Below are 21391 nucleotides of genomic sequence, written 5' to 3'. Positions count from 1 at the left end.
TTGCGCCAGCGCGCCTGTGGCGGTAGCGGAGCGCCCATGACTGCCAATGATGGGAAAATCGCTGTCGTCCTGCTGTCGGGCGGGTTGGATTCGATGGTCGTGGGCGGCCTCGCGCGCGAGGCGGGCTATGAACTGGTCGCGCTGACGATTGATTATAATCAGCGGCATCGTGTCGAATTGAACGCGGCCGCGCGTATCGCCGCAGTTCTCGGGGTCCGGCGGCATATCGTCCTTCCGCTCGATCTCACCGCCTTTGGCGGCTCGGCGCTGACGGCGGACATCGCGGTGCCGAAGGACGGGGTGGGACCGGGCATTCCCAACACCTATGTGCCCGCGCGCAACACCATCTTCCTGTCGCTGACGCTTGGTCTTGCCGAAGTGTCGGGCGCGAATGACATCTTCATAGGCGTCAACGCGCTCGATTATTCGGGTTATCCCGATTGCCGTCCGGAGTTCATCGACGCCTTCCAGAACATGGCGGCACTCGCGACCAAGGCGGGCGTGGAAGGGCATCCCGTGCGGATCAACGCCCCGCTCCAGCATATGAGCAAGGCCGACATCGCGCGTGAGGCGAACCGGCTGGGGCTGGATGCCGGGATGAGCTGGTCCTGCTACGATCCCGCCCCGGGCGACCAGCATTGCGGGCTTTGCGACAGCTGCCGCCTTCGCTCCAGGGGTTTTGAGGAAGCGGGCCTGCCCGATCCAACCCGTTACGCAGCCAAGCCATAAAGGACAGGCGGATGAGCTATGCCGTCAAGGAAATGTTCCTGACGCTTCAGGGCGAAGGCGTCCATAGCGGCCGCCGCGCCGTCTTCATGCGCTTTGCCGGGTGCAACCTGTGGACCGGGCGTGAAGAGGACCGGCGCAAGGCCGTTTGCCAGTTCTGCGACACCGATTTCGTCGGCACGGACGGCGACGGCGGCGGCAAGTTCGCCGATGCGCAGGCGCTAGCCGACGCCGCGCTCGCCTTCTGGGGGGGCGGTGAAGAGGGCCGCTACATCGTGATGACGGGCGGCGAACCCATGTTGCAGGTCGATGACACCCTGATCGACGCGCTTCACGCGCATGGCTTCACCATCGCCATCGAAAGCAACGGCACGATCGCCGCGCATCCCGGCATCGACTGGGTCTGCATCAGCCCCAAGGCAGGCAGCGACGTCGTGCAACGCAGCGGCAATGAACTGAAGCTGGTCTGGCCGCAGCCGGGCAGGGGGCACAGCATCGCCGACGTGGACGCGATGGAAGGCTGGGCTTTCGACAACCTGCTGATCCAGCCCCTCGACAGCGCGGACGCGGCGGCGAACATGCAGGCGGCGATTGATCTCGTCATGGCGCGGCCGAAATGGCGGCTAAGCCTTCAATCGCATAAATATCTTGGGCTTCGGTAAGGACCGCGCTGAAGCTAAACATCTCCCCGTTCGCCCTGAGCTTGTCGAGCCGGAGGCCGGCGAAGCCAACGGCTCTACTTCTTAAAAAGAAGAGAAGGGCTTCGACAGGCTCAGCCCGAACGGGTTAAAGTGCAATGCTCACTAGATAGAACAAAAGAGCGAAGCCCTACGGCCCCGCTCATCCCACCTTACTTAGCCGCGACCTTCTGCTCATAAGCCACCTGGCATTCCGGCCGCAGCTTGTTCTTCTTCCAGCATTTCTTGTCGAAGGAAGGCAGGGTCAGCGCATAGCTCCGGCCCGGATCGCCGTAAAATTGCTCGCCCGCCAGCACCAGCGACTTCTTGATCGATCCAAGGCCTGTGCGTGCCACTTCATGCAGCGAACCGCGATTGGCGAAGATCGCCTGCCGCCCGACCTGACCCGCCGCCTGGCAGAAGCCGCGCTGCGCCTGAACGGTCGAATAGCCCGAATAGATGCGCGTGCCATATTTATCGGACGCGGCCTGGCCCGGCTTGCCCTTGCCGACGGTGCGCTGGAAATAGCCGAGCAGGACGGACTGGGCCGAATCCATCTCCGCGTCATGATGCGCGATCATCGCGTTGTAATTGCTGATCGACAGCAGCGTCGGTTCGAACTGGCACTGGAGCGCCGCGACGTTGAGCGCGGCGCGCAGGTTCCACACCAGGCCCGCGCGGATTTCCTCCGCCGTGGCGCCGGGCAGGCCGAGCGCGGTCGCCGCGTCCGCGTCCGTCAGCGGCGGGCTGGAAAAGTCGGGCGGCGACCAGAAAAACTGGGCGGCGGCCGGTTGAGCCAACAGCGGCGCGGCGGCAATCATCAATCCGGCACAGACCCGGCGCAGCGTGGAACAGGATGTCATGACTTCCCCTTTAAGAATGGCGGCCTTTGTGAATGACGATCGGGCAGGGCTTCTCTTATGATATGCCTCGCGTCCGGCGCCTGTATTGCGCCTGAACGCCTCGCTCCGTCTATTGATCCGACAGTATCTCCGCCTCGCCCTGCGTCGCGTTGGCCGCGGCAGGTTCCGGCTGAGGCGCGGCAGCGGCGCTGTTATTCCCTCCAGCCGAGGGCAGGGCGGCCGACGGCGCTTCGCTCTGCACCCCGTCCAGGTCCGTCATGGCGTCGGTCGTCGTGCCGTCGACGACCTCCAGATCCTTCATCTGGACCGTGTTGCTCCCCTTGTCGTCCTTGCCGCAGGCCACCAGCGCGGTGCAGCCGGTCAGCAGCAAGGCGGTAAAGATCATCCTCGCTTTGCAGCGCATCCGGGTCTCCCAAACATGTGATGCCCGGCGGCCCCCACCCGGCGAAGGCGCAGACCCTAGCCGCCCGATCCGCATTGCTCAACCCCCGCGCCACAGCGGCGCAACCGGCCAAGAAAGGCAGGGAAATGCGCCTTCAAAGCCTCATCCAGATCGGCCATCGAGCCATTCTTGCCAAGCGCCGCGATGCTGGTGACGGGATATTCGGCAAGCCCGCACGGCACGATGCCGCCAAAATGGGACAGGTCGGGGTTCACATTGATCGAAAAGCCATGCAGCGTCACCCACCGCCGCACCCGGATGCCAAGCGCGCCGATCTTCGCCTCGCGCCCGTTTAGGTCATCGGTCCAGATGCCGATCCGCCCCTCCGCCCGCCGCGCCGCGATGCCAAGGTCGCCCAGCGCGTCGATCATCCATCCTTCCAGATGATGGACGAAGTTGCGCACATCCTTGCCGCGTTCCCGCAGATCGATGTTGAGATAACCGATCCGCTGCCCTGGCCCATGATAGGTATAGCGCCCCCCGCGCCCCGCATCATGCACCGGAAAGCGCGGGTCAATCAGCTCGGCCGGATCGGCGCTCGTCCCCGCCGTATAAAGCGGCGGATGTTCGAGCAGCCACACCCGCTCGCCCGCCTCCCCCTCAAAGATCGCCGCCGCCCGCGCCTCCATGTCGGCGAGCGCTTCCGGATAGTCCACCGGCGCCGAATCGACCCGCCATTCGATCTGTTCGGCCACGGCAGGCAAAGGGGAAGAGGATGACATGGCACTTCCTTGACTTGGGCGAGGGGAGCGATCAAGTCTCCTCCCCGATTTTAAGTACGGGAAAAGGCGAAGATATGGCGGCGATGTCGATCGGCAAGGCATGGGAAGAAGCGGTCGCCTTCGTCGCGCGCGAACGCAGCCTGCTCTTCCCCGTCGCCCTGCTCTTCGTCGCGCTGCCCGGCCTCATCCTTCAGGAGATGACGCCGCCCGAACTCGCTACCTGGACGATGGACAAGGGCGCCATGCCCGACATCCCGCCCAGTTTCATCCTGTCCACGCTGATCGGCGTCATCATCATCTGGTTCGGCTCGCTCGCCCTCTTCGCCCTGGCGCTAAGGCCCGGCATCAGCGTCGGCGAAGCATTGCGGCTCAGCCTCTCCCGCCTGCCCGTGCTGCTCGGCACGGCGCTTGTCGTGATCGGCACCCTGCTTGGCATAGCGATCGTCGGCATGATCGTCGTCGTCGCCTTCTCCATGGTGGCAAAGCCCGTTGCCGCAGCCCTCGCCGCGTTGCTGGTGACCGCAGGCGCCGCCGTCATGCTCTTCGCCAGCGTCCGGCTCCTGTTGCTCAATCCGGTAGTCATCGACGGCCATGAAGGCGTCATGGCCTCGCTCCGCCATAGCTGGGCACTGACACGCGGCCATTTCTGGCGGCTGCTCGGCTTCATCCTGGTGCTGACGCTGCTCTCGGCCATCGTGGGGTCGGCCGCGCAAGTCATCTTCGGCCTGTTCGGCCGCCTGATCGCCGGAGCGGAAGGCGCGCGGCTCATCGGCGGCGTCGCAGCGGCTGTCGTCTCGACCGTGGTGCAGGTCTATATGCTTGTCATGCTCGCCCGGCTCTATCGTCAGGCAGAGGCGGGCTGACCGAGCATCGGCACATGCGGCGCCGCATCGGCGCTCAATAAACCGGCCAGCCGAGGATCAGCGAAGATCTCAACCTCCCGCTTATAGGGCACAAATCCGGCCCGCTGATAGAAGCTGAGAGCCCCCGGACTATCCAGTGTGCAGCTATGCACCCAAAACCGGTACACCTCCTTGCGCCATGCCAGCGACTTGGCCTGCGCCATCAGCCACGCCCCAAACCCCTTGCCGGTCAGCTCGGGTACAAGGCCAAGGAAGCTCAACTCGCAGTCAGGCAGAGCCCGGAAATCCAGCTCCAGCAATCCCACTTCCACGCCGCGCGGATCGGTGATCGCAAAGACCTGCACCGCCGGATCGTGAATAATCGCCGTCAATTCCGCATCGCTCATGACTAGGCGAGAGAACCACAGCCACGGCTCCCCCACACGCCGGAACAGCGCGCGATAGGCATCGGGCGCTGGCGCCTTCCACGGCACCAGCCGCAACGGGGCAGGCGGAATCGGCGCTGGCCGGGGGCGCTCCACCATCTCCAGATAGGTCACGATCGTCGCAATCTGATCATTGGCGACCGGCGTCAGCGGCATGGGTTCAGCTCCAGCTCGCCATCGGCGGCAGGCTCATCAATATGGCATCGACATTGCCGCCGGTCTTCAGCCCGAACAGCGTGCCCCGGTCATGCACCAGATTGAATTCCGCATAACGGCCGCGCCATTCCAGCATCTTCGCGTAATCTTCTTCGCTCCAGCTTTCACCCATCCGCCGCCGCACTATGGGCGGGAAGGCCTTGAGGAACGCCTCGCCCACCGACCGGGTAAAGGCGAAATTTGCATCAAAGCCGACATCATTCTCGCACTCCAGATGGTCGTAGAAGATGCCGCCAACGCCGCGATGGACGCCCCGGTGCGGGATGAAGAAATACTCGTCAGCCCACGCCTTGAAGCGCGGATAATAGTCCGCATCATGCGCGTCACACGCCGCCTTGAACTCCGCGTGAAAGCTCGCCGTATCCTCATCCCGGGGCAGGGGAGGGTTAAGGTCCGCGCCCCCGCCAAACCAGCTCTTCGACGTGATCAAATAGCGCGTGTTCATATGCACGGCGGGCACATGCGGATTGGCCATATGCGCGACCAGGCTGATCCCCGTTGCGAAAAAAGCCGGGTTCTCCCCTGCGCCATGGATGGTCTTGGCAAAATCCGGCGCGAACTCGCCCGAGACGGTGGATACATTGACCCCGACCTTCTCGAATATCTTGCCCTTCATGACCCCGCGCACGCCGCCGCCGCCTTCGCCCGGCGTCAATCCCGGCGCTTCGCGGTCCCATGGCGTGTAGACGAAGGAGGCATCGCTGCCCGCCTCGCGCTCGATCGCCTCGAACTCCGCGCAGATGCGGTCGCGCAGCGATTCGAACCAGTCGCGGGCGGCCTGCTGTTGGGGATTGAGGACCAAGGTCATTGGGAAATCTCGATCATGTTGGAAATTGTCCAGTCTGGCGAAGGGCTTCGGCAACCGCGATGCCCGTGGAAACGGCAATGTTCAAGGACCGGAAGCCCGCAGCCATGGGGATTCGGACGCGCAGGTCGGCCATGTCCCGCACCGCGTCGGGTACGCCAGCGCCTTCCGATCCCATCAGCAGCACGTCATTCCCGTCAAAACGCACCTCCGGCAGGGGCTGGGAAGCATGGCTGCTCATCAGCACGAGGCGACGACCCTCCGCACGCCGGGCCTCGTCAAATGCCTCGAAATTGGCGTAGCGAGTCACCTCCGCCGCCGCGCCATAATCCATCGCGGCGCGCTTCAACTTGGCGTCGGAAAAGGCGAATCCCATCGGCATGATGATGTCCACGGGCACGGAAAAACAGGCGGCCAGCCGCAATATGGCGCCGACATTTCCCGCGATCTCGGGTTGGTAGAGAGCAATACGCATGGCCCGCGCATAAAGCAGCAGGGCAAATTGTCATAGCCATCGCCAAATTGCTGTTGGCAAAGAAGCCACAGTGGGTCTATCAGGCCCCCGAACCACGCCAGGGGGAAAGGCGAGGCCCATATTCCGTGGGCGCCGCTACTCTCTCGATAATCAGGGCCGGAAACGGCAATGTGGCGGGTAACAGGGACGTCTTTGCAAGGGTTGAGGTGCATGGCGAGCGTTGAACATACGGACAGCCAAGGTCTATCCGGCGAAGGTGGAGTGCGTCGTCGCGACTTCATCAATATCGCCGCAGTAAGCTTCGCGGGGGTCGGGGCTGTTGCCGTCGTCATTCCGCTCGTCGATCAGATGAACCCCAGCGCGGACGTGCTGGCGCTGGCATCGACCGAGGTTGATATCTCGTCGATCCAGCCGGGTCAGGCGATCAAGACGACCTTCCGCTCGCAGCCGCTTTTCGTGCGTCATCTGACGGACAAGGAAATCGCCGAAGCCGACAAGGTCGATGCTGGCGCGCTGCGTGACCCGCAGACGCTGGAAGAGCGTACCGTCGATGGCAAGAAGCAGTGGCTCATCACCATGGGCGTCTGCACCCATCTGGGCTGCGTGCCGCTCGGCGCGGGCGAGGGTGAGAATAAGGGCGAATTTGGCGGCTATTTCTGCCCCTGCCATGGTTCGCACTATGATACGGCCGCCCGCATCCGCAAAGGCCCCGCGCCCAAGAACCTGGAAGTGCCGAAGTTCAGCTTCACTTCCGACACCGCCATTCTCGTAGGCTGAGGTAAGAAACCATGAGCTTTCCCTGGGCTGAGCATTATACTCCCAAGCATCCCGCGATGCAGTGGATCGACGAGAAGCTGCCGCTTCCGCGCCTCGTCTACAACGCGATCGGCGCCGGTTATCCGGTCCCGCGCAACCTCAATTATTTCTGGAACTTCGGTGTTCTCGCCGGCCTCGCGCTGGTGATTCAGATCGTCACCGGCGTGATCATGGCCATGCATTATGGCGCGAACTCGCTGGTAGCCTTCCAGACTGTCGAACATACGATGCGCGACGTGAATGCGGGCTGGCTGATGCGCTATGCGCACGCCAACGGCGCCAGCTTCTTCTTCATCGTCGTTTATCTCCACATCTTCCGTGGCCTTTTCTATGGCTCCTACAAGGCGCCGCGCGAAATGGTCTGGCTGCTCGGCCTTGTCATCTTCCTCCTGATGATGGCGACCGCCTTCATGGGCTATGTGCTTCCCTGGGGGCAGATGTCCTATTGGGGCGCGAAGGTGATCACCGGCCTGTTCGGCGCGATCCCGGTCGTGGGTGAGCCGATCCAGACCTGGCTGCTCGGCGGCTTTGCTCCTGGCAATGCCTCCTTGAACCGCTTCTTCTCGCTGCACTTCCTGCTGCCCTTCGTGATCGCGGCTGTTATCATCCTGCACATCTGGGCGCTGCACATTCCGGGTTCGTCGAACCCGACCGGCGTGGAAGTAAAGGGTCCGCAGGATACCGTGCCCTTTCATCCCTATTATACGGCGAAGGACGGGTTCGGGGCTGGCGTGTTCCTGATCCTCTTTTCGATCCTGCTGTTCTTCGCGCCCAATTTCCTGGGCCACCCGGACAACTATATCGAAGCGAACCCGCTTTCGACGCCTGCGCACATCGTTCCCGAATGGTATTTCTGGCCCTTCTACGCGATCCTGCGCGCCTTCACCGTCGACTTCTTCTTCATTCCGGCGAAGCTGCTCGGCGTGCTGGCGATGTTCGCATCGATCCTGCTGCTCTTCTTCCTCCCGTGGCTGGACACGTCGCCCGTGCGTTCGGGCAATTATCGCCCGACTTTCAAGAAGTTCTTCGTGATCCTCCTGATCGACGTGGCGATCCTGGGCTATTGCGGCGGTGCACCGGCGGAAGAACCCTATGTGATGATTTCGCAGATCGCCTCGGCCTATTATTTCGCGCACTTCCTGATCATCCTGCCCTTGATCTCGCGCTTTGAACGGCCGTTGCCGCTGCCCGGCTCGATCACCGAATCCGTGCTTAACCGCCATAACATCAAGGGCGAACAGGATGCGCTTCCCGGTATGGGCGCGGATCCGCAGCCGTCGAACGCCGGCTAAGAGGGGACAAGACTAACATGGTTCGCATCGGCGCATTTCTCGTCGGCCTCTTCTTTGCTGGCTGGCTGCTGATATCCTTCCTGGTGGGCGCGGTGGCCTATGTCTCCGAACCGCCCGCCAAGACGGTGGAGCATGAATTCCACAAGCATCCCAAGGAGGTGAATTTCTCCTTCGATGGTGCGTTCGGCAAGTTCGACCAAGCCCAGCTGCAGCGCGGCTTCCAGGTGTTCAAGGAAGTCTGCTCGGCCTGCCACAGCCTGAAGTTCGTGGCGTTCCGCGATCTTGCTGGCCTTGGTTATAACGAGCCTGAAATCAAGGCGATCGCCAAGCAGTGGGCGATCAAGACGCCTGACGTCGATCCCAAGACGGGCGAGATGTCGACGCGTGAGCCCGTTCCGGCTGACTATTTCCCCAAGCCCTTCGCGAACAATGTCGCGGCGGCGGCGGCGAACAACAATGCGATCCCGCCGGATCTTTCGCTCATGACCAAGGCGCGCCACAGCGGTACGGCTTATGTCTACTCGCTGCTGACAGGTTATCAGAATCAGCCGGCTGAACTGCTCAAGCACTTCCCGGATGCCAAGACGCCTGAAGGCCTCCACTATAACCCCTATTTCGCTAACCTGAACCTTGCCATGGCTCCTCCGCTGACGGCTGACGGTCAGGTGACATATGGCGACGGCACCAAGGCAACGGTTGACCAGATGGCGAAGGACGTTTCGGCCTTCTTGACCTGGACCGCCGAACCCAAGCTTGAAAACCGCCGCCGTGCGGGTCTGGCGACGATCGTCTTCCTGCTGATCGCAACGGCGCTGGCCTATATGTCCTACCAGAATATCTGGGCCGACAAGAAAAAGGCCGCCTGACCGCCTTTCGGCCAAGGGAATGAATAGGGAAGGGGCGCGGCGTCATGATGACACCGCGCCCCTTTTTCATTGGGAGTTTACATGGATCTAGATGAACTCGCCGCGCTGGTCCGGACCATCCCCGACTTTCCAAAGCCCGGCATCCTGTTCCGCGACATCACAACTCTGCTGGCCGATGCTGAAGGCTTCTCCGCGCTCGTCAGCAGCCTTGCCGCGATCGCCCGCCCGCTCGACGCCGACATCGTCGTTGGCATCGAGGCGCGCGGCTTCGTGCTTGGATCGGCACTCGCTCATGCGCTCGGGCTCGGTTTCGTTCCGATCCGCAAATCGGGCAAGCTACCCGGCAAGACCGTCGGCATCGACTATGTGCTCGAATATGGTACTGACCGCCTCGAATTGCATGAAGGACAGATAGGGCAGGGCGCCCGCGTCCTGCTGGTCGATGACCTCATCGCCACAGGCGGCACCGCTCTCGCCGCAGCCCAACTCCTCCGCGAACAAGGCGCCACCTTGCTCCTGGCCCTCTTCGCCATCGACTTGCCCGACCTCGGCGGTCGCTCCGCCCTCGAAGCCGACGGCATCGCCACCGCCGCCCTCCTCAAATTCCCCGGCAATTAACGGTTTCCTTCATGAATTTCCCCCACCAACCAAATTGCGAGCTAATCGCCGGAAAGCGCATCCTCTTCCTAATGGCGATAGAGGATGAATATGGCCCACATCTGCGTTCCCGCTTCACGCCGCTGATGACGGGCGTCGGTCCCGTCGAAGCCGCGATCACAACCACCTTGGCGCTTCAGCACCTTCACCAGCATGATGCTCTGCCCGACCTTGTTGTGTCACTGGGCTCAGCTGGCTCCCGCGCCTGTCAGTTGGGGGAGGTCTATCAGGTCGCGAGCGTATCCTGGCGCGACATGGACGCCTCCCGCCTTGGTTTCGCAAAGGGAGTGACTCCGTTCATAGATCACCCCGTCGATCTACCGCTGCACGCACCTCTCGACATTCCCGCGGCGCGCCTTTCAACCGGCGCAAACATCGTAGGCGGCGAGGAATATGCACTGATTGACGCCGATATGGTCGATATGGAAACCTTCGCCATCACCCGAGCCTGCCAGCGCTTCACTGTTCCCCTGATGGGACTGCGCGGCATATCCGACGGCCCAGGAGAACTGAACGATATGCTCGGTTGGACACAACTCCTCGCATTGCTAGACGAGCGGCTGGCGGTAACAGTTGATTTACTGGCCGATACGTTGAACCAGGTGAGCAGCTAATTTCGCAGAAAGACAGCGGAGACATGCAAAGCCCGCTAGTCATTCGCTGAATCGAACGTCAGTGTTGGGTGTGCCAGACCGATTTGGCAACACCTGCGATGTCAAGGCGGCGGACAGCGGCCACTTTATCACAATAAATCAGTGAAATACTTAGACCGCAGGACGGCTCTGCCCGATATTCGCTCAGCGCGTCCATAAGTCAAACTTTTCCCAAACGCTATGTTCATTTGCCGTAAATTGGGAGTTGTCAAGAGATGCCCTACGCAGAGGTCACCGTCCCCGCGAATCAGTGTCTGATGCTGATTCTCTCTCGTTCGTTCTTTTCGCTGGACTGCTCCCGTATAGGACGTAATGGCCCCTGCGGATAGAGCTCGAGCGCGGTTTAGGGCGCAATGCGCTGCAATCTGCACGCGGGTCGCTTCGTCAGCCCGGCTCCGAGGCTTTACGAAAGAACGCAATTCTTAACTAACAGGCACATTTTTTGGGATTGACGAAGGCCCAGCAAAACTGGCAGGGCTCCCTTCTAACGGGCGGGTATAGCTCAATGGTAGAGCACTAGCCTTCCAAGCTTGTGATGCGGGTTCGATCCCCGCTACCCGCTCCATTCGCTTGCCGTTGGCATGTGCTATCAGCCCCGAGTTTCGTGTTCGCCCGCCGAGTGTGTGAGCCGCAAGAGAATTGTGGCTCGCGAGCGTCACCATCTTCCGTGTCGCTGCGGACGGACCAGCGTTCCGGTCCACACCGATTTTCTGGTTTCAGCAGTGAAAAGCGCTTACTCTATAGTTCGAGCAACTTCGCCTTTGTCGGGCGCAAAAAAGCGTCCGACCACCGGCGAGGACCATGGCGCAGCTTCGAAGGGTCGAGTATGCCACGTTCGAGCAGAACTACTGGTTCAACCATTGCCGACAGCTATAGCCCATCGGCAACCTCCCCCATGCCAAATCCGAAGATCGATATCATGCAGCCGCAGACAACATCGGTGTGGCAGCATGCCTGAAGACCCTAAGGCTCCGGCAGGCGCGGCGCGGTTCACACCGAGCCAGCAGCGTGGACGCAGCATCGTAAGCGGCTCCGACCACCTGCTTACGGTTCTCGAACGTATGGTCGTCCCTTTTTCTCGGGCGCTGACGGATTGACATGTATAAAGATCGCCACAGTCACGGCGGCCGTGCGACAGATGCCGCATAGGTTCTTTGCTCACATCCGAAAAGTCGCTATTGCCCTCGCATAACTATGTCGCCGAAGCGAGGAACTCTGAACAATGCTACAAAAACGCTTATCGGCAATTGCTTTTCGGGAAAATAAATTGGCAAACGAGCGTAGAGCGATGCTATTTTTGAAGAAGTTCAGGAATATTGGTACCTCGTTTCACTTGATAGTCTCAGTACCTGTAGCGTTGTCGTTGCTGTACTTCTATGTTATCGCGTCTGACGTATATATTGCGGAGTCCAGTTTCGTTATCCGGAATTCGGATTCTCCTAAAATGAATGGACTTGGCCTCCTTCTTAACACAGGAATTACTTCTAGCAACGACGAGAATGCCTATGCGGCGCGGGCTTATATGACCTCGCGGGACGCGCTCACATATCTTAATGCCCGAAACTATGTTCGGGATGCCTATACGCGGACTGAAATTTCCATTTTCAACAGGTTCAACCCCCTCGGGGTAGATGGAACATTCGAAGATCTTTATCATTATTTCATCGACAAGGTTCAGATTGATCATGATCGGTCGACGGGCATTACTACCGTTCGAGTTCGCGCCTTCACGCCTACGGATGCGCAGCGGATCAACCAAAAGCTCGTGGGGCAGGCCGAAAAAGTCGTCAACCAATTGAACGAGCGCTCACGCGCGGACATGATCGGCTTATCGCGGAAGGAAGCTGAGGCCGCGCAACGACGTCTGCAAGAGAGCTCCATCGCTTTGGCCGCCTACCGTAACAGACAAGGCGTCATTGATCCCGAGCGCCAGGCTTCGGCCAGCATCGAACTGATCATGAAACTGCAGGGCGAACTAGTGACCGCCCGCACTCAGTTGGCCGAACTGCGGTCGATTGCACCCGCCAATCCGCAAGTGAAGGAGTTGGAGAACCGCATCGCCGCGTTGACCCAGGCTCTCGGGGAGGAGCAGGGGAAGCTAACGGGTAGTGGCAACTCGATGGCGACCCGCGGTATAGCGTATCAGCGCCTGCAACTGGCCAATACGCTGGCGGAAAAGGAATATGCCGTCGCCTTGAACGCGTTGCAGGAAGCGCGCAATGCTGCGGACAAGAAACAGTCCTATATCGAAACATTGTACCGGCCCAACCTGCCGGATGAAGCAGAAGAGCCTCGCAAGCTGAGGGGAGTCGCATCCGTCCTCCTTTTCGCTCTCCTGCTTTGGGCGCTGGTTCGCATGCTGGTCGCCGGTATTCGTGAACATCAGGACTGATCGTGCAGCACGCCGAAACACCTCGAAGCTTCGCCCGCTCCTTCCGTATCCAGTGGCGGGTCATTTACGCCCTTCTCATGCGGGAGGTGCTGACCCGATACGGACGGCATAATATCGGTTTCCTCTGGCTTTTCGTCGAGCCGATGATGTTCACTATTGGTGTGACGGCGATCTGGACGTTCATGAAGAATCTTCATGGCGCGGAAATCCCGATCGAAGCATTTGCGCTGACTGGCTATTCAAGCCTGCTGGTCTGGCGGAACATGCCGGCACGTTGCATGTTCGCGATTTCGATCAATGAAGCGCTGATGCATCACAACAATGTGCGCCCAATCGATATCTATCTCTCACGCATCTTGCTTGAGGCGATTGGGGCGACGATGTCCTTGATCGTGCTCGGTCTCTTGTTCATCGCGATAGGGTGGATGGAGCCGCCTGAAAACCTGTTGAAGGTCATGGCTGGGTGGGCGTTTCTGATCTGGTTCGGGGCGTCGCTCGCGATGCTGCTTGGCACGCTTTCCGAGAAGTATGACATGGTTGAGAAGTTCTGGCATCCGGCCGCCTATCTCATGTTTCCTTTCGGCGGCGCGGCATTTCTGGTCGATGCCATGCCGACAGCGGTGCAGCCTTATATCCTGCTATTGCCACAGGTGAGCGGTACTGAATTGTTGAGAGACGGCTTCTTCGGATCGAAGATCAATGCGCATTATGACCTGATATACGTGACCGCTGTTAATATCGTGATGATGCTGGTGGCACTGATCCATATGCGAAAAATACAGAAATAGAAGTCAACCGATTTCTTTATCGGAAAGTGCCCGCGCGGGTGCTTTTGCCACAGAAGCAACTTGAATGGAAAGAAGTGCTCACAGGTTCGCAGTCACCACTTCGACGAATTCTTTGTAATAGGAGTAGGGGGCAACTGCCCCAGGTGGGCATTCACTGTATATCTCAAACGACTTTGTGACGAATTCGGTCAGATCAACGGGCCGATACGTGTCTCCTTTGAACACGTATCCTCCTCCGACTCCCAGTGCTTCTGCTATTTCGGGATAGACTGCAAAGCATTCTGCAAGCTGTAGGTTGTCATGCGGAATGATGCCGTCCGCCACCGGCGCTCTCCCCTGAAGCCGCACTAGTTCTTTGGCGAGGTCGTGGAGCACATGGATGTGCGGATGGTTGGCGCTGTGCATGAAGGGGCGCTGCCTGCCCCATCGCCGCAGTCGATCGGCAATTTCGATCCCCGATGCTGCCATCTCCTTTATTAGCCGTTCGCATTCCGCTAGCCACAGCGACATATAGCCGCAGCGTTCGTAAAAGTTGCCGTTGAAATAGCCCAAAGTGTCTGAGACAGTCATCCCTCTGGCGAAGCATGCATACGCGATTGCAGAATGATATTCCCCCTGGGGACCACGCAAAATCTTGCCGTTGCATTCAATATATGCGAGGTCGGGATGGTAAGAGCGGAAGAAGACCGCAGGAACCGGAATATGACTGCCAATCTTGCCAATCTCGTTAGAGGGCAGTAGGTCGGTAACACCTGGGTTGATGAATAATTTATCGTAGTTTTCCATTTCATTCCCGAAGCGCTTCGGGTCTGAATTGAATAGGGCTATATCGACACCAGTAACAATCACATCGTTCACAAGTGATTGGATGCAGTTACTGAGGCCAACAGTTTGGCATGTCGAAATCACTAACCACTTTTCCATATCCAATGTCAATTCCGCACTTTTTCTAAGATTTCTTCATCGCAGATGAGTCCGGACATGGATCCTTGAACATGCATTCCCGTCGGCAGTTGCTCCGGTTCAGCAATCGATCCGGCAATGTAATGCTTCATGAAGCACCGCATGACATGAGAGACTCCGCGCATATTCACCTCGCGATAATCATCTTCATGATAAAGGCCGCCAGAGGAACTTGCTGTTATAATCTCAAATGAGGGGAAATAATCAACCCAATTAAATGCTTTAAGCGCCTTTTCGGCCGCGACCCGAAGGACGGACTTGCTATAAACGGTCGATACGAGCACGGAGCGCGGCTCGTAGGTTGCGATAAGCGGTACGGGTGACACTGTCAGCAAGACCTTGGCATTGGGATTGACTGCGTGAAATTTGCCGAGAAACTCCTCTAACGCCCCATAGGTTTGCTCGAGGTCCAGGTTGACGAACTCGTAACGGTGCGCGTCCCAAGCGCCTGCGACCACGCCCGGCGCGGCCGAGAATACAGACCCGTCCTTTTTGGAAAGCCAGGCTTCGGTAAGGCCGAGCGTGAAGACGAAAATGTCCGTATCTTCAAACAGCCGACGCACCGCCTTGAGATGCTTTTGGCGATCGGCGTGTACCTCCTCGATACTCGTGAAGCCATCGGGCTGTATCTGCTGCCGGTAGGGATCGACAAAGCGGCCGTCGGGCCGTGCCCAGGCGGTTTCCGCTGGCGTCCGCGATCCGAATGCTTCGTCGAACAGCTGAACCAGTTGGACGGTAGTGTAGATATTGCCGTATCGGGCAGAGAAGGTGCCATAATTGTTGGCTGACCGCTGCGCCTCTTCCAGACGCTCCCCTTTTTCGGTCACGAAATAATTGAAGCCGGCCGCTGAGATGCGCCGCGATATATGTTGGGCGAAGCAACTACCTGCTGTCCCGACCCGCGCGTTTTGCGAAATGCGGAACCGGGGTTTCGTGACCGGATCGACCCTGAAGCTCTCTACCGCAGAAATGGAGCGACGCCAGAACTGATGTGGGGGCAGGCCCTTGTAGGGGTTGATGGGCTCCCGCCGCTCTTCAGATGGCCGCTCGGTAACCTGGATGTATAGAAGGAAGAGGCCCAGATCGCGATTATCCTCGCCCATATCATATTTCGAGGGCTTTGACGGATTCCCGATCTTGAACTCAATTTCCAGTGGCTTGTCGGTTTCGTCGGCAAGGAGCGAAAAAGGAACCGTCAGTTTTTCGCGTTCGAGGTGCTTTTCGAACACGAACGCGGCCGGCTCCACGCCGTTCACATTGATGGTGACATCCTGCTTCCCTTCGCCCGGAGGCACGAAGGGAGCGGCATCGATCTCGATCAACAAGGCTCGTGGCCATTCCTGATTGTTACGCAGCGTCACGTGTGCGTTGCGCCCATCAGTCCACCTACCGAGAGCTTCAATCTGTGAGAAACCCTCCAGCGCTAACTCTGGGTCGGTCCGAGCGAAATCAAAGTGCCTTGAAAAGGGTGGGGTTGTCATCAAAACCTCTTCTCTGGCGTTGCCAGTGCCGCGAAATCGCCATTGTTCCTACCGTCGATCTCCGGTCGGGGGCAACCCCAAGACATAATGCAGCTGCCTTTCACCGACGCAAGATTCCCCGCTAGACAGGGCGCATGGCGGTTGCTGCCGTTTCGGAAGTTTCTTCAGGTGCAACTGTGCACCGTTGATCCGTACCGCAAGATGACAAAACGCTGGTTGGCGAGATATAAGTCCTCAAGGACATGGAGTCCGTGGCGATAAATTCCAACTTCGGCGGCATATTTGCCTTCGAGCAGCAGCGTGTTCATATAGTCATGCACGCTCTTACCCAGCCCCGGCTTCTCGAAGCCCTGACCCATTGCGACAAAGTCGAGGAACGCTTCAGGTACGATCACACGCGCGCCTATCGGCAGGCTCGATATGGTAGCGATTAGTGCTGCCAGCTCGGCTTTGCCTCCGCCGGGCAAACATGTCAGCACGAGACTTGCATGGTTCGACAGGTCAACGCCCGGCTCAAGCAAGTTCAAGGGTTCAGCTATGGCGCGGAGCATTGGGAGTTGCACGAGGTCTCCCGGCTTCTCTCCCCGTTCGCGGGCGCGCCGCTCCTCCCTTTGAATGATCGACAGTATCTCGCGGTCGCCCATTAGCGGATTGGAAAGTGATACACCCATGCCGCCGCTATCAAGAACGACAGCTATATGACCGCCGGTCGGTCGTTTGATCGGATACCACGCATCATTTTCTCGGCGGATGGCCAGGCGCTCGTCAGCGCGGGAACGACGGTCAGTATAATCTTGCAATTGTTCCGCCACGGTTTGGCAGTAATCCGAGCTGTAGCGAGCCATACGGTAATAGGCGACATTCGCCCGGGCCGCCTCCCGCTTTTCCCTTAAGTATTCGGGATTTTTGGTGATGTGCCGCAGGGTCGCGGCCACAGCATCGCTTTCGGTGCCGCTGACGGCGAATGGGACTCGGATGACGCTAGCCTCATGTAGGTCCACGAAGGAGGCGATCTTGTTCACCATCAGAGGTACGCCGACCGCAAGCGCTTGGCAGGCAATACCGCTGCTCTCGCCCGCTGTAGGATAACGGAAGTTGACGACAACATCGCTGATGGCGATGAAGGTTTCCAGCTCCTTTTCCGGCACATAACGGTCCACGAGCAGCACCCATCCGCGACGTTCCAGCTCGGCGATGCTCTGCGCGCACTGCGCACGGACCTCCACATCCCATTTACCGACGAGCAGCAATTTCACGTCCGCGTTGGATTCCAGTTTGCAAAAGCCCTCAAGCAATTCGGGAAGTCGCTTGTGGAACGCCTGGAAACCCATCACTCCGAAGGTGATCGTCGTGTCGGTAATCCCGATTTCGGCCCGGTGATGAACAAGATCCGTGCGATCGACTATCGGCGTTAGCGGATGAAGGAAGTTGGGGACGAGGGGAACGCTGTGCACAGGCACGTCGGGGAACTTGCGGCGAAAATTAGCCGCCTGAAATGGTGAATGGGTAATTATTCCCGAAGCATATTGGAGGATGGCCCTGTTGAAAAAGGTGGCATGAACTCCGGTTGCCGCGAGCTTCGGTTTGCTCCAGTCAAGAGAGTTTTTGAGCATAATCGCATTAGAAATGCCGATCTCTTCTTCGATGAACGTGTGCTTCAGGCCGGTTGTCTGGCATAACAACCAAAACAGACTGATGTCATGCATGAGAACTGCGCCTGGATGGCGCAGGAAACATTCCGCAATCCATCCGAAATGATCGTTGTTGGCTAATTGATATAGTAGGAAATCGGAGTCATCCCGTTCGGACTGGAAGTACGCATATATTTCCAGAAGGACTGGCGAACGTCCTTCTGGAAAGAATTCTCTCTCTTCATCGGTCAGGGGGAAAAGTTTATTTGAGAGGATTACGACATCGTACTGCTCACACAACGCTCTGGCCATAAGTAGCGTATGATTGCGACACCACAAATCGTTCGGCTGCATAACCGAAACGATGAAAATCTTTTGCATGATGGTTCTCACATCAGAGATCGTTTCAGCGTCGCTGATCGCGCCTGTCGAGGAATTTCATCAACTCGGCAATCTCACGTTCCAGGGCGGTGATCCGGCTTAGTTGGCGATTCAGCAAATCTACCAGCATCGCCCGGTCGGTCCGCAGTGGTGAAGGCGCGCTCATCGAGCAGGATGCTCCCCGTCGCTCCATTCTGCGATCCGGTTCCGGATGATCCAGAGGTCATGCTCGAGGGAATAAAGTCTTTTGTCCATTGCTTCAATGAACCCGATCAATTCCCGGTCCTCAAGCGTCAATTTGTTCGAATCGTCAACGGCACCGTCAACCATCGTAGTCTCGCTAGCTGGGATAACTTGCGGGAACGCGCCTTTGTCCGACAGGCGACGGACGAATTTCGTTAGATTCTTCATAGCCCTCTTGTAACATCGATCATTCATGGGGGAACCAGAAACAACAGCCGGCTGAATTGGTGCTCGCGTTCATTGCTCGATACCCATCTCGCATATGTCCAGCAGCTCTACCTGCTGCGCTACCGGAATGATGAGCATGGCCAGTTCGCTTATCAAGCGGCGGCGAGCAGGCGAGAGCCTATGTCGCTGCTCATGATCTCCCGATGCAGATCGCCGCCATTGAAAAAGAGGAATGGCACACCGGCGGCCCTCGCGGCGGATGCGTCGCTCGGTTGGTCGCCGACGAACAGGCTGCGCGTGAGATCCAGACCATGTTGACGCGCTGCCCGCAGGAGCATCGCCGGTTCAGGTTTGCGATCGAAGGGGATTCTGATCCGATAGGCTTCGGCCGTCGCTTCTGGATGGTAGGGAGATAAATAGACTGCGTCGACGAACGCTCCATGGGCGTGAAGCTCTTCTTGCATCCAGGCGTGGAGTGCAATCGCGTCGCATTCACGATATTTGCCGCGTCCGATTCCCGCCTGGTTGGTTATGACGACTACAGCTACCCCGGCATCGTTCGCAGCTCGGATCACGTCCTTGGCGCCGTCGATCCATTGCCAATCCTCACGCCGGTGCAAATGATGTGTATCGTGATTCAACACGCCATCGCGGTCGAGGAACAAGGCGGCGCGGCGTCGAATGGGAAGTTCTCTCCTGCCGCGTTCAAGCGTTTCAGGAAGGCCGATATCTATAAAATATCCTTGAGTGCGAACAGAACCCAGAGTTCCGCTTTCGGAAAGATAAGGAAAAAGGTCGGTCTCGATCGATGCAGGATATGTTGAAATGCTCGATAGCGCCCGATGCCGAATGGCGTAAACACCGCCGTTGATTACCCCCGGTTGCCCGAGCCTGCTTTCGTCTTTCTCTCTGAACTCAGTCACGAGGCCGTCAGCGTTGGTTTCGACGGAGCCATAGCGGCCTACATCGTCCACGCTTCGTAAGGCGATTGCCGCGTCCATTTGGGGCGAACCTTCGAGGTACGATGCAACAGCCCTAAAATTGATATCAAAAAAGGTATCGCCGTTTGCCACCATAAAGGCGCCAGCCAAGCGATCTTGCGCAAATGTCAGCGCACCCGCGGTCCCTCGAGCCTCTGGCTCGATAAAAACCGAGACATTAGCATCCTTGCAGCGAAGATGGTGGTAACGCGCAGCGATCTGGTCGCCCAGATGTCCGGCGACAATCAATATGTCCAAAAAGCCCTGGCGAGCGGCGTTCTCTACTATATAATCAAGGAAGACGCTTTGCTCGGTAATCTGCATCAAAGGTTTTGGTATATTTCGCGCATACTCGCCGAGGCGGGTCCCTTTACCTCCCGCAAGAATTACTAGCTGTCGGATCGATGGCATCAGCCCCTGCCTCCCGAAACGATGCTTCCAGCTTCTTTGGCCGACACGGTCAATGAAATCGGCATAACTTCATGGCTCTTGTTCAAAAGCGTGCAAAAAGCCTGATTGAACTGGGTGACGCCATGTGCGGAGACGAACTCACCAATGCTTTCAGGGGAAATTTTCACACCCTGTTTTAATATTTCAGCCAGAGATCCCGCATTGCCGTCAAAATATACAACCGAATTCCCATAGGCTGTAAAAGCGCCAATTGGGGATGCGATGACGGTCTTTCCCATCTTGAGCAAAGTAGGAACCACGCCGCTACTTTCACCGAGATTATGTTTTCGAAGCTGAATTGCGATATCGCACTCAATCATGTCACGTTGAAAGTCGGCTTCGTTTGCCTGATGACGTGCATCAATCCAGCGAGGTGGATTTTCTCCGAAGTGGCGTTCTAAATAAACTTTGCTGCCATAGCCAGATAAGATGAGGCGGATTTTCTTGCCCTGGTCGACCAGCAATTGGCAGGCTTCGATCACCACATTAGTTAATTTGTTCAAGCTAGGGCAGCCATAAGATCCAATAACTAATTCTTCATCGGGATCGGACCGATGCCAATCAGGATCTACGCCGCGCTCAAGTTCAAATACTGGATGATAGAGAACGCCCACATGAGGATGATTATCGCCGCAGTTCGAGAGAATCATTTCCTTTGCAGACTGACTATTGACAATAAAGCTTCGCACGCCAAACATCTGAGAAATAACCCGCGGGCCGAAAATGCCGGCATGGATAAAATCATCGAAAATATGTTGCTCGCCGCTCGCGATATTTCTGAGCTTTGTTCCATGCAATTCTGCAAGCTTTTTTGCAAATGCCTGTTCGGGTAAACCAAGAGCGAGCCGGGTGACGTTGAAACATGCGGGATCATGCAAATAACAATGAACGCCTTCCGGGCCAAAAACTTCAACAAAATGCCTCAATGCCTTCAGCAAGACTACATTGTGGTCGGAATTGCCGATGACAAAGACAATATCTCGATAGGGGTGGCGCAGATGGTTAAATGATAGCCCCTCTATCGAAAAAATATTAGCGGCGGGGTTATTTCCCGAAATGTTGCGCAGTGCATTAACTATCTTTGTAGAATCGGTGAAGTGGGTGTATATATCAACTGCGGATGGCCAAGCCGCCAAATGGGTCTCAGAAAAGCGAGCGATCCCGGTCTCATCTGGGGGAAGGCATGTAATGACAGCCAAGTCCGCCAAACTATCGCGCTTATTGCAGTCCTGGATGAAGCGATCGAGGCTCAGGGCAGCGATCGATCCGCGTAATTCATCGATGTCACGTCGGATTTCCCGGTCACGATGCCCCATCAGCGTGTAGCGTGCTTCCTTACCGAAAGATCGGATCCCACGCATTTTACGAAAAATCTTTGACATCATAGGGATGGTTCAGTCCACATCATCATAAGCG

22 protein-coding genes and 1 tRNA gene are annotated in these 21391 nt (G+C 58.0%); 11 read left to right on the top strand and 12 right to left on the bottom strand.

Annotated features, from left to right (window positions below):
* Window positions 1-36 precede the first annotated feature (36 nt).
* Both queC and queE read left to right on the top strand, forming a co-directional pair.
* Window positions 37-729 (top strand): 7-cyano-7-deazaguanine synthase QueC, encoded by a 693-nt coding sequence (queC, locus tag ACZ5U1_RS08185; RefSeq protein ID WP_460986459.1) that lies wholly within the window; start codon window positions 37-39, stop codon window positions 727-729.
* An 11-nt stretch (window positions 730-740) separates the two neighbouring features.
* Window positions 741-1388: a 7-carboxy-7-deazaguanine synthase gene (queE, locus tag ACZ5U1_RS08180; RefSeq protein WP_464777981.1), complete on the top strand. Its 648-nt coding sequence runs from the start codon at window positions 741-743 to the stop codon at window positions 1386-1388.
* A gap of 188 nt (window positions 1389-1576) precedes the next feature.
* Here queE and ACZ5U1_RS08175 read toward each other — a convergent pair whose 3' ends face one another.
* From ACZ5U1_RS08175 to lipB, 3 genes are all read right to left on the bottom strand, one after another.
* Window positions 1577-2266 carry a hypothetical protein gene (locus tag ACZ5U1_RS08175; RefSeq protein WP_464777980.1) on the bottom strand — a complete coding sequence of 230 codons (690 nt, stop codon included), beginning with the start codon at window positions 2264-2266 and terminating at the stop codon, window positions 1577-1579.
* A gap of 109 nt (window positions 2267-2375) precedes the next feature.
* The gene (locus tag ACZ5U1_RS08170) at window positions 2376-2651 is read right to left on the bottom strand and encodes a hypothetical protein (protein WP_464777979.1); all 276 of its coding nucleotides are present in this window, start codon (window positions 2649-2651) and stop codon (window positions 2376-2378) included.
* A gap of 74 nt (window positions 2652-2725) precedes the next feature.
* Window positions 2726-3430 (bottom strand): lipoyl(octanoyl) transferase LipB, encoded by a 705-nt coding sequence (gene lipB / locus ACZ5U1_RS08165; RefSeq protein ID WP_464777978.1) that lies wholly within the window; start codon window positions 3428-3430, stop codon window positions 2726-2728.
* Between the two features lie 74 nt (window positions 3431-3504).
* Here lipB and ACZ5U1_RS08160 point away from each other — a divergent pair, with 74 nt between their 5' ends.
* The gene (locus ACZ5U1_RS08160) at window positions 3505-4293 is read left to right on the top strand and encodes a DUF7847 domain-containing protein (RefSeq protein ID WP_464777977.1); all 789 of its coding nucleotides are present in this window, start codon (window positions 3505-3507) and stop codon (window positions 4291-4293) included.
* On the opposite strand, the gene ACZ5U1_RS08155 is transcribed toward ACZ5U1_RS08160, so the two are convergent.
* The 3 genes from ACZ5U1_RS08155 to ACZ5U1_RS08145 are packed head-to-tail and all read right to left on the bottom strand — an operon-like array spanning window position 4275 to window position 6214.
* Window positions 4275-4874 carry a GNAT family N-acetyltransferase gene (locus ACZ5U1_RS08155; protein ID WP_464777976.1) on the bottom strand — a complete coding sequence of 200 codons (600 nt, stop codon included), beginning with the start codon at window positions 4872-4874 and terminating at the stop codon, window positions 4275-4277. The two genes, ACZ5U1_RS08160 and ACZ5U1_RS08155, sit on opposite strands and share 19 nt — an antisense overlap.
* A 4-nt stretch (window positions 4875-4878) precedes the next feature.
* A complete protein-coding gene (gene hemF, locus ACZ5U1_RS08150; RefSeq protein WP_464777975.1) occupies window positions 4879-5742 on the bottom strand; it encodes an oxygen-dependent coproporphyrinogen oxidase in 864 nt (287 codons plus the stop codon).
* Between the two features lie 13 nt (window positions 5743-5755).
* A complete protein-coding gene (locus tag ACZ5U1_RS08145) occupies window positions 5756-6214 on the bottom strand; it encodes a tRNA (cytidine(34)-2'-O)-methyltransferase (protein WP_464777974.1) in 459 nt (152 codons plus the stop codon).
* Window positions 6215-6424: 210 nt separating this feature from the next.
* Between ACZ5U1_RS08145 and petA the strand changes: the two genes are divergently transcribed.
* The 8 genes from petA (at window position 6425) to ACZ5U1_RS08105 (ending at window position 13678) form a co-directional block, all read left to right on the top strand.
* Complete coding sequence (petA, locus tag ACZ5U1_RS08140; protein ID WP_464777973.1) at window positions 6425-6991, top strand: ubiquinol-cytochrome c reductase iron-sulfur subunit; 567 nt, start codon at window positions 6425-6427, stop codon at window positions 6989-6991.
* 11 nt (window positions 6992-7002) lie between these two features.
* On the top strand, window positions 7003-8322 hold the full coding sequence (locus ACZ5U1_RS08135) for a cytochrome b (RefSeq protein ID WP_464777972.1): 1320 nt from the start codon (window positions 7003-7005) through the stop codon (window positions 8320-8322).
* Window positions 8323-8339: 17 nt separating this feature from the next.
* A complete protein-coding gene (locus tag ACZ5U1_RS08130) occupies window positions 8340-9188 on the top strand; it encodes a cytochrome c1 (RefSeq protein WP_464777971.1) in 849 nt (282 codons plus the stop codon).
* 81 nt (window positions 9189-9269) lie between these two features.
* Window positions 9270-9806 carry an adenine phosphoribosyltransferase gene (locus tag ACZ5U1_RS08125; protein ID WP_464777970.1) on the top strand — a complete coding sequence of 179 codons (537 nt, stop codon included), beginning with the start codon at window positions 9270-9272 and terminating at the stop codon, window positions 9804-9806.
* A 71-nt stretch (window positions 9807-9877) separates the two neighbouring features.
* Window positions 9878-10459: a 5'-methylthioadenosine/S-adenosylhomocysteine nucleosidase gene (locus ACZ5U1_RS08120; RefSeq protein ID WP_464777969.1), complete on the top strand. Its 582-nt coding sequence runs from the start codon at window positions 9878-9880 to the stop codon at window positions 10457-10459.
* A gap of 530 nt (window positions 10460-10989) precedes the next feature.
* A tRNA-Gly gene (locus ACZ5U1_RS08115) sits at window positions 10990-11063 on the top strand.
* A gap of 657 nt (window positions 11064-11720) precedes the next feature.
* The gene (locus ACZ5U1_RS08110) at window positions 11721-12890 is read left to right on the top strand and encodes a KpsE/RkpR family capsule polysaccharide export protein (RefSeq protein ID WP_464777968.1); all 1170 of its coding nucleotides are present in this window, start codon (window positions 11721-11723) and stop codon (window positions 12888-12890) included.
* Between the two features lie 2 nt (window positions 12891-12892).
* Window positions 12893-13678, top strand: coding sequence for an ABC transporter permease (locus tag ACZ5U1_RS08105; RefSeq protein WP_464777967.1), 786 nt, complete (start codon window positions 12893-12895; stop codon window positions 13676-13678).
* 78 nt (window positions 13679-13756) lie between these two features.
* Here the strand turns inward: ACZ5U1_RS08105 and ACZ5U1_RS08100 are convergent, their stop codons facing one another.
* The 6 genes from ACZ5U1_RS08100 to ACZ5U1_RS08075 form a co-directional block, all read right to left on the bottom strand.
* Window positions 13757-14602: a WcbI family polysaccharide biosynthesis putative acetyltransferase gene (locus tag ACZ5U1_RS08100; RefSeq protein WP_464779995.1), complete on the bottom strand. Its 846-nt coding sequence runs from the start codon at window positions 14600-14602 to the stop codon at window positions 13757-13759.
* Window positions 14603-14610: 8 nt separating this feature from the next.
* Window positions 14611-16122, bottom strand: coding sequence for a GSCFA domain-containing protein (locus ACZ5U1_RS08095; protein WP_464777966.1), 1512 nt, complete (start codon window positions 16120-16122; stop codon window positions 14611-14613).
* Between the two features lie 164 nt (window positions 16123-16286).
* Window positions 16287-18134 carry a glycosyltransferase family 4 protein gene (locus tag ACZ5U1_RS08090; protein ID WP_464777965.1) on the bottom strand — a complete coding sequence of 616 codons (1848 nt, stop codon included), beginning with the start codon at window positions 18132-18134 and terminating at the stop codon, window positions 16287-16289.
* A 25-nt stretch (window positions 18135-18159) separates the two neighbouring features.
* Entirely contained in the window at window positions 18160-18300 is a 141-nt protein-coding gene (locus ACZ5U1_RS08085; protein WP_464777964.1) for a hypothetical protein, read from the bottom strand.
* 397 nt (window positions 18301-18697) lie between these two features.
* Window positions 18698-19936, bottom strand: coding sequence for an HAD-IIIA family hydrolase (locus tag ACZ5U1_RS08080; RefSeq protein WP_464777963.1), 1239 nt, complete (start codon window positions 19934-19936; stop codon window positions 18698-18700).
* Window positions 19936-21360 carry a glycosyltransferase family protein gene (locus ACZ5U1_RS08075; RefSeq protein WP_464777962.1) on the bottom strand — a complete coding sequence of 475 codons (1425 nt, stop codon included), beginning with the start codon at window positions 21358-21360 and terminating at the stop codon, window positions 19936-19938. The genes ACZ5U1_RS08080 and ACZ5U1_RS08075 overlap by 1 nt, the downstream gene beginning before the upstream one ends.
* Window positions 21361-21391: the final 31 nt, after the last annotated feature.

Source organism: Sphingobium sp. TomTYG72, assembly GCF_055394715.1.
This window is presented reverse-complemented; position numbering and strand designations above follow the sequence as displayed.

What these genes read in the sequence shown, in the direction of transcription:
- ACZ5U1_RS08120 (WP_464777969.1), top strand. Translation starts at nt 9,878, where the DNA reads ATGGCGATAGAGGATGAATATGGCCCACATCTGCGTTCCCGCTTCACG.
- ACZ5U1_RS08175 (WP_464777980.1), bottom strand. Translation starts at nt 2,266, where the DNA reads ATGACATCCTGTTCCACGCTGCGCCGGGTCTGTGCCGGATTGATGATT.
- queE (WP_464777981.1), top strand. Translation starts at nt 741, where the DNA reads ATGAGCTATGCCGTCAAGGAAATGTTCCTGACGCTTCAGGGCGAAGGC.
- ACZ5U1_RS08085 (WP_464777964.1), bottom strand. Translation starts at nt 18,300, where the DNA reads ATGAGCGCGCCTTCACCACTGCGGACCGACCGGGCGATGCTGGTAGAT.
- ACZ5U1_RS08110 (WP_464777968.1), top strand. Translation starts at nt 11,721, where the DNA reads ATGCTACAAAAACGCTTATCGGCAATTGCTTTTCGGGAAAATAAATTG.
- ACZ5U1_RS08130 (WP_464777971.1), top strand. Translation starts at nt 8,340, where the DNA reads ATGGTTCGCATCGGCGCATTTCTCGTCGGCCTCTTCTTTGCTGGCTGG.
- lipB (WP_464777978.1), bottom strand. Translation starts at nt 3,430, where the DNA reads ATGTCATCCTCTTCCCCTTTGCCTGCCGTGGCCGAACAGATCGAATGG.
- ACZ5U1_RS08090 (WP_464777965.1), bottom strand. Translation starts at nt 18,134, where the DNA reads ATGCAAAAGATTTTCATCGTTTCGGTTATGCAGCCGAACGATTTGTGG.
- ACZ5U1_RS08170 (WP_464777979.1), bottom strand. Translation starts at nt 2,651, where the DNA reads ATGATCTTTACCGCCTTGCTGCTGACCGGCTGCACCGCGCTGGTGGCC.
- ACZ5U1_RS08145 (WP_464777974.1), bottom strand. Translation starts at nt 6,214, where the DNA reads ATGCGTATTGCTCTCTACCAACCCGAGATCGCGGGAAATGTCGGCGCC.
- queC (WP_460986459.1), top strand. Translation starts at nt 37, where the DNA reads ATGACTGCCAATGATGGGAAAATCGCTGTCGTCCTGCTGTCGGGCGGG.
- ACZ5U1_RS08155 (WP_464777976.1), bottom strand. Translation starts at nt 4,874, where the DNA reads ATGCCGCTGACGCCGGTCGCCAATGATCAGATTGCGACGATCGTGACC.
- ACZ5U1_RS08125 (WP_464777970.1), top strand. Translation starts at nt 9,270, where the DNA reads ATGGATCTAGATGAACTCGCCGCGCTGGTCCGGACCATCCCCGACTTT.
- petA (WP_464777973.1), top strand. Translation starts at nt 6,425, where the DNA reads ATGGCGAGCGTTGAACATACGGACAGCCAAGGTCTATCCGGCGAAGGT.
- ACZ5U1_RS08160 (WP_464777977.1), top strand. Translation starts at nt 3,505, where the DNA reads ATGGCGGCGATGTCGATCGGCAAGGCATGGGAAGAAGCGGTCGCCTTC.
- hemF (WP_464777975.1), bottom strand. Translation starts at nt 5,742, where the DNA reads ATGACCTTGGTCCTCAATCCCCAACAGCAGGCCGCCCGCGACTGGTTC.
- ACZ5U1_RS08100 (WP_464779995.1), bottom strand. Translation starts at nt 14,602, where the DNA reads ATGGAAAAGTGGTTAGTGATTTCGACATGCCAAACTGTTGGCCTCAGT.
- ACZ5U1_RS08095 (WP_464777966.1), bottom strand. Translation starts at nt 16,122, where the DNA reads ATGACAACCCCACCCTTTTCAAGGCACTTTGATTTCGCTCGGACCGAC.
- ACZ5U1_RS08135 (WP_464777972.1), top strand. Translation starts at nt 7,003, where the DNA reads ATGAGCTTTCCCTGGGCTGAGCATTATACTCCCAAGCATCCCGCGATG.
- ACZ5U1_RS08075 (WP_464777962.1), bottom strand. Translation starts at nt 21,360, where the DNA reads ATGATGTCAAAGATTTTTCGTAAAATGCGTGGGATCCGATCTTTCGGT.
- ACZ5U1_RS08080 (WP_464777963.1), bottom strand. Translation starts at nt 19,936, where the DNA reads ATGCCATCGATCCGACAGCTAGTAATTCTTGCGGGAGGTAAAGGGACC.